Here is a 6,278-nt window from a genome sequence, read left to right on the forward strand (position 1 = left end):
TTTAGTTATAATAACCTTTAGCTGGCTCTATTTTATTGATTGTGTAATTACTAAATCCATCTTTGCCAAAAGCAAGCCTGGCAGGTCCGGTAGGTTCACACAAAATATACTTTTCGCCCCTATAGGTTACATACTTTTGATAAGGCTTGGGCACACCCTTGATTGCCAGAAATAAATGCCCTGGAATAGTCACAAAAACAATTTTGTAACGAGGGTTGTGCAAAAGCACACTGGCAAACAATACTGCTTTGGTATCGCAGTCGGCGTAGCCTTTAGTCAAAGCCAATGAGGGTGGAAATATTCCCCCTGTTTGTTTATTATTATACAAATCGGCCGGAATTTTATAAGGTATATCCTGACAAAATTTCAACAACTCATCTATTGGTTTTTGGTAAGACGCATCCTGCCCCACCTTTTTCATGATCATTTCATAGATAGGGCGGGTAATATTTCGGCTGATATGGATCATTCGATTGTAGTCAGGGCTTGCGGTATTATTTTGCACTTTGAAATATCCTCGTTCGGCGATTTCGCGTATTTCATCTTCTGATGAAAAAGAACGTTTAAAAAAATCATGGGGTAAACCAAATCTATTGTTAATGTTGTCAATAGACAATTTTCGGTTGCCCCATTTCATTTTTGTTCCCCGGTTTGCCACATCACGGTACACATAATCAAACACATAGTTGTCTGACTCTATATCTACCTTTTGGTGGTTGCGCTCTTTGGTAAGTTGAATAATGGCAGCAAAACTTGGCGCTGGGTCAACACGGGTATTGTCACCAGACGAACCACCGCCTGAGCCGCTGTTACCATCTTTAAAAAGATAGCTATAGTCACCATGGTTGTTGTTTCCTGACCCTGTATCTACAAATTCTTTAAAGTTTTCGCTTAACCCTCCTGCCAATGCCAACAATGCTACAAGCACTACTCCCAAAGTAAGGATGAGCTTGAACAAGCGACCAATGAACCGAAAAAGTCCCATAAGTTTTTAATTTTTGAGTAAACAAATCAATAGCTCAATGATACATTCACCAACTGTACAACTGCTCAAATAAAACGCTATGTCTCCTGCAACTGTTTATCTTATCATAAGAGGGTGCTTGCCTCACATCACTATTAGTTTTAGAGTACCCTCAATTTGCTTGCCTCACTTTTATCCTTTAAACTTTCCAACCTGCCGAAAACTTTGATTTAGGTAGTCCAAACATAAAAAGTTTGTTTTTGAGTAATACTACATACAACTCAAAAACAAACTTACTTATGCCTAACCCTTAGTTAGTCGTTCAGGTTCTCAGCCCAGTTGAAACGGTCAGTGGGCGAAAACTGCCAGGGAGCCATATTGTTCTCAATATTGGTAAACATGGAGTTCCACGATTGTGGGGTGTCGGCTTCTTCCAAGGCAATGTAACGACGCATTTGTAAAATAATAGACAATGGGTCTATATTGATCGGGCAGGCATCTGTACAAGCATTGCAAGTAGTACAAGCCATTAATTCTTCTTTAGAAATGCGCTCATCGCTGTATAGCCCATGACCTTCTGTAAGGGCTTTGTCAAGCTCGCCTCCTTTGGCTATATACTCCCCTATTTCTTCCATTCGGTCGCGGGTATCCATCATTACTTTGCGTGGCGATAGTTTTTTGCCAGTAATGTTTGCCGGACAGTTAGAAGTACACCGACCACACTCAGTACAAGAGTAGGCATCCATGAGGTTTTTCCAAGTCAGGTCGTTGATGTCTTTGGCACCAAAACGATCAATTTCGGGCATGTTGCCATCGTCTTCTTTGAGCCCCAAAGCCAGCTGCACTTCGTTGGTTACCGACTCCATATTGTCCATATAACCTTTGGGCTGTAGGTTCGAGAAGTAGGTGTTTGGAAATGCCAGTGCAATATGAAGGTGCTTAGAATAAGTAACATACACAGCAAAAGCAAAGATACCCAAAATATGAAACCACCACCCCACACGTTCTATCACCACCAAAGCATTCATAGACAAACCCTCTAACATAGGAGTAAACATTTGACTAAATAAAAATGCCCCAGTTTGGGGATAGTGTGCTGCACCTTTAGCCTGTAATACAGTATCAGCAGCATTCATCAACAAGATGGCAGCCATCAGGGTAATCTCCACCACCAAGATTACAGTGGCATCAAGGGCTGGCCAGCCTTTCATTTCGGGGTTACTAAAACGGGGTACCTTAAGTAGGTGACGACGAATAAGGAAGATAACACAGGCAAGTAATACTCCTACTGCCAAAAATTCAAAGAAACTAATGAGTATGGTATAAAAACCTCCCAACAATCCAGCAAAAATCCGGTGTGTACCTGTTATTCCATCTATAATAATCTCTAATACTTCTATATTGATAAGTACAAACCCAGCATATACCAAAAAGTGAAGTATCCCCACTAAAGGTTTGTCAAACATTTTTTGTTGCCCAAAAGCTATACGTAACATTGTTTTCCAGCGAGCCGATGGGTTATCTGTACGATCCAGTGACCTCCCCAACTTAATGTTGGCACTAATGCGGGAAACCCTGCGGTAAATCAAGTAAGCTGTCACCCCCAATGCAATCAAAAAAGCAACCTGCGGTAAAAATTTCATAATATTGAATCCGATTTACGTGTCTAATTTTTTAAAAATAAATATTTTTTTCGTTAAAAGTTTGGAATAACCAATCGCGTGGTTACCTTTGCACTCCCGATTGAAAAACAACGGTGACATAGCTCAGTTGGTAGAGCATCGGACTGAAAATCCGTGTGTCCCTGGTTCGAATCCTGGTGTCACCACTTTTTATTCGTTGAGCCTTTCTTTTAATTAAGAAAGGCTTTTTTGTTTTTTGGATTAAAGCTGTAACTTCACGCCCTAACCCCTTTCTTATTTCAGCTTTTATTGTGTTAATATACATAATTGTACTTATCTCTTCAGTAAATTTTGTATTTTTATATTCTTGTATATAATTATTCTAAAAATACTCGGTTAGCATACCATTCTCAAAACAAATCTACGCAATTCAGTGGTTATTTAAATAACTTTCATAGTCTGATGGGTTAATTTTGAATCATTCTAAATACTTTATTTTTAAGTATTAAATACTTGAAGGCACAGCGTTTTTTTTCTGTTAGTTTTAAGTTACTATTCTTATCGGTTTTGCCAGCTACTCCCCTCTTTTAAGGCCTGAGCACAGCAACATTATTTCTGCGATGAATACCTAATCGGCAGTAAGACATTGGTCTTGTTTTGCCCCAATTTTGACTATCCTACTTTTTTTTTAGAATAATTAAAGTAAAAATAAAAGAAATCATATTTGACAAAAATGTTTATCATAAGTGATTTAAAAAAATTAAAAAAAAGGTAAAAAATGTTTGCAATTAAACAGCGGCTTATTACCTTTGCAATCCCAACTAAGAAAAACAACGGTGACATAGCTCAGTTGGTAGAGCATCGGACTGAAAATCCGTGTGTCCCTGGTTCGAATCCAGGTGTCACCACTTATTCCAAAAAGCCCATTCAGAATGTCTGAATGGGCTTTCTTTTCTTCAGAGGCACCCTTCTTATGTTTACCCACAAGTCATTGTTTTTAGCTTATTTAATTGATCATTTGCTCCTGACTACAAAAGCACTACTTATCGTTGATTCTATTTTAATGTGTTCAACGGTAGGCATTGTTTGGTGAATGGGCTTATTCTTAATATCTCTAATTTGAGAATAATCGCTGCATTATTTTCCCACAATTGATTTCGTCTTTCATTGTTTTACTACCACAAGAGTAGGACAACCTTCCCTTTTGAGTAATCTTTAAAATATACAAAGTTTTGAGTGCTGTTAATATTTAACATTTCAGAGATGTTATATAAATGTTCAAAGTGCTTATTTTCATAAAAATCAAAAAATCTTTTAAAACTTACATATAATACTTTCCTAAACACAAGTATTTTCTTTTAGTCATATTTTTGACTAGGAGTCAAAAAATTTCTATGAAATAGTACTTAAAAACAATAAAATATTATATTTTTGCCATTGAGTTATATTTTCAACTGGTATATTTCAATAAAACAGTAGTATAACTCACAATTTATACACAGAAAAATCACGAATACCCCAATTACATTGCTTGGTTCTGTATCACAAATGTTACATGACCAATACACAACTAAATTTACAATTTATATTACACTCTTTACACAGATGAAAAAGTACATGCTAATTGCGGTGACTGCCTTTTTAATGGGTAGTTGCTCAACCCGAACAGAGGATAATGTTACCCCTGACCCTCAGCAAAGTGTGGAATTGGTAAACAAGGCCACCAGAGATAAGATCATTGCTGACAACCTTAAAACTAAAGGTGAGTTTGAATGGGCTTGGGTAGACAATGCTACTTTGTTTTCGGCCATTACAGATGGCAATGACGGCTCAATGACCGTGGGCTACATGCCCGAAGGCTTCAAAAATATCAATACCCGCATGCATGAGATTGACGTAAAGTCTAGCGAATGGGTAGAAGCTAAAGAACAGCTTATCAGCGATATTCAAGCTGTTTATAAAAAGTATGGCATCAACAAAACCAGAAAAGAATTGGTGCTTAGAGAACATGACGTGTTGCCTTTCTTCAAGGTATCGGTTTCTATCGTTCAAGTAGTAGACTTGGTACGTAACTCTCCCAAGGTGCGTTATGCCGAACCATCTACCTATAATTTTACTATGCCAGGGCAAAACAATCACCGAATCACTGGTTCGCCAGGGTGTGGTTCAGAAACCAGTGGCACTATTCCATCGGCCGATTATTTCAGGGCTTCGGATAATGCTTTAGTTTCGTGGCACTTAGAAAAAAACCGGGTAACTCAAGCTTGGGGAATCAGTGGCAAAGGGCGCAACATTAACTTAGGAGTGATTGATACGGGAACGTCTCCGGCACAGCCTAAATTAGGTAGTTCTTTTAATGGTGGTTACTCTAATGTTGGTAGAAGAATTCAACGTTATGGTACGTTTGCTCCAAGCGTATGGTTTTGGCAAAAACGCAAAATAGATGGTCCTAACGACGATTGTGGACACGGTACGTCTATGTCGGGAGTAATGGCTGCCCCAAGAACTACCGATGGTACTCCCACTGGAGTAGCTTATGAGTCTAACTTATATGCAGTACGTGGAACCGACGATGTAATGTTAAACAGTGGTGATGAGCAAGACGGAGTGAGTGATGCTTTGGTGTTGCTTGCCAACAAAAATACGCACATTATTAGCATGTCATTGGGTAACTTATGGTCTGTAGGGCAAATTGCCGATGCAGTAAGGTATGCTTATGGCAAAGGAAAAATGATTTTTAGTGCCGCAGGTACTTCATTTTCTTGGGCTAACAATATTGTCGGGGTGATTTTTCCAGCTACTATGTCAGAAATTTTAGCAGTAACTGGGGTAACAGATCGCAACGGTTACAAAGAGTGTCATAATTGCCACTATGGTAGAAAGGTTGATTTTGTATTGGTTATGCAAAGAGATGGCAGTAGCAGTCGCACTGCTTTGACATTGCCCATGAGCGGTAACTCGCCCGATCAGGTAGGTGGCTCTTCGGTAGCAACCGCTACTATGGCAGGCATTGCAGCTTTGGTTTGGTCTACCAACCCTTCACAGTCTCGCGCTACTGTATTGCAACGCTTGAAAAGCAGTGCTGAGTTTTATCCTAATCGTAACTCTAGCTTTGGTTGGGGCAAGGTAGACGCTTATAAAGCAGTGGCAAGTGTACGTTAAATAGTTCACAGGTATGCCGCCTCAAGGAACCTGTGAATGAATACGTCATAAATGTAACTAAAGCCACCCAGGATCATCTTTTGATCGTGGGTGGCTTTTTGCTTTGTAAATAATTCGTGCCAGCAATTAAACCACTGTTTATCAATAATTTATCAATTTTCAATATTCCTTATTTATTTATTTTTTTAACAGGGCTTTTGTTCAAACCTTTTCTTGAATTATACAATCCTTCTTACATATTTTCTGTTTTCACAATCAAATAGTTTATTTTAGTGAGAGAAGTTATCCTAAGTACACTGTAAATTAAGTAAGTTGTTGCGTAGTTCGAGTTTATTTTGTTTGCTGGCGATCTTTACAAATAGAGCATAGCCAAAGCTACGCGATTTTTGTAAAGAGAAGTCAGAGGGCAAAAGAAGCCGAAATAAGTAAAGATATTTAGTTTACAGTGTACTAAGGAATGGTACCAAAATAAATACGCATTCTTAACCTCATCTTTTGAGGCTATACTTTGTTAAAAAATAGACGAATAG

General features: G+C 38.5%; 3 protein-coding genes and 2 tRNA genes. 3 read left to right on the forward strand and 2 right to left on the reverse strand.

What is annotated here, in order from left to right; genetic code table 11:
- Position 1: 1 nt before the first annotated feature.
- Positions 2–985: a hypothetical protein gene (locus Q0954_RS12830; RefSeq protein ID WP_299457416.1), complete on the reverse strand. Its 984-nt coding sequence runs from the start codon at positions 983–985 to the stop codon at positions 2–4.
- Between the two features lie 293 nt (positions 986–1,278).
- Complete coding sequence (locus Q0954_RS12835; RefSeq protein ID WP_299457418.1) at positions 1,279–2,607, reverse strand: (Fe-S)-binding protein; 1,329 nt, start codon at positions 2,605–2,607, stop codon at positions 1,279–1,281.
- A 112-nt stretch (positions 2,608–2,719) separates the two neighbouring features.
- Between Q0954_RS12835 and Q0954_RS12840 the strand changes: the two genes are divergently transcribed.
- The 3 genes from Q0954_RS12840 to Q0954_RS12850 all read left to right on the forward strand — a co-directional run bounded on the left by Q0954_RS12840 (position 2,720) and on the right by Q0954_RS12850 (position 5,748).
- Positions 2,720–2,792, forward strand: a tRNA-Phe gene (locus Q0954_RS12840).
- A gap of 629 nt (positions 2,793–3,421) precedes the next feature.
- A tRNA-Phe gene (locus Q0954_RS12845) sits at positions 3,422–3,494 on the forward strand.
- Positions 3,495–4,191: 697 nt separating this feature from the next.
- Entirely contained in the window at positions 4,192–5,748 is a 1,557-nt protein-coding gene (locus Q0954_RS12850; protein ID WP_299457420.1) for a S8/S53 family peptidase, read from the forward strand.
- The last annotated feature ends 530 nt before the right edge of the window (positions 5,749–6,278 follow it).

The sequence above is a fragment of the uncultured Microscilla sp. genome (assembly GCF_947493425.1).
Classification (GTDB): domain Bacteria; phylum Bacteroidota; class Bacteroidia; order Cytophagales; family Microscillaceae; genus Microscilla.

What these genes read in the sequence shown, in the direction of transcription:
- Q0954_RS12830 (WP_299457416.1), bottom strand. Translation starts at nt 985, where the DNA reads ATGGGACTTTTTCGGTTCATTGGTCGCTTGTTCAAGCTCATCCTTACT.
- Q0954_RS12835 (WP_299457418.1), bottom strand. Translation starts at nt 2,607, where the DNA reads ATGAAATTTTTACCGCAGGTTGCTTTTTTGATTGCATTGGGGGTGACA.
- Q0954_RS12850 (WP_299457420.1), top strand. Translation starts at nt 4,192, where the DNA reads ATGAAAAAGTACATGCTAATTGCGGTGACTGCCTTTTTAATGGGTAGT.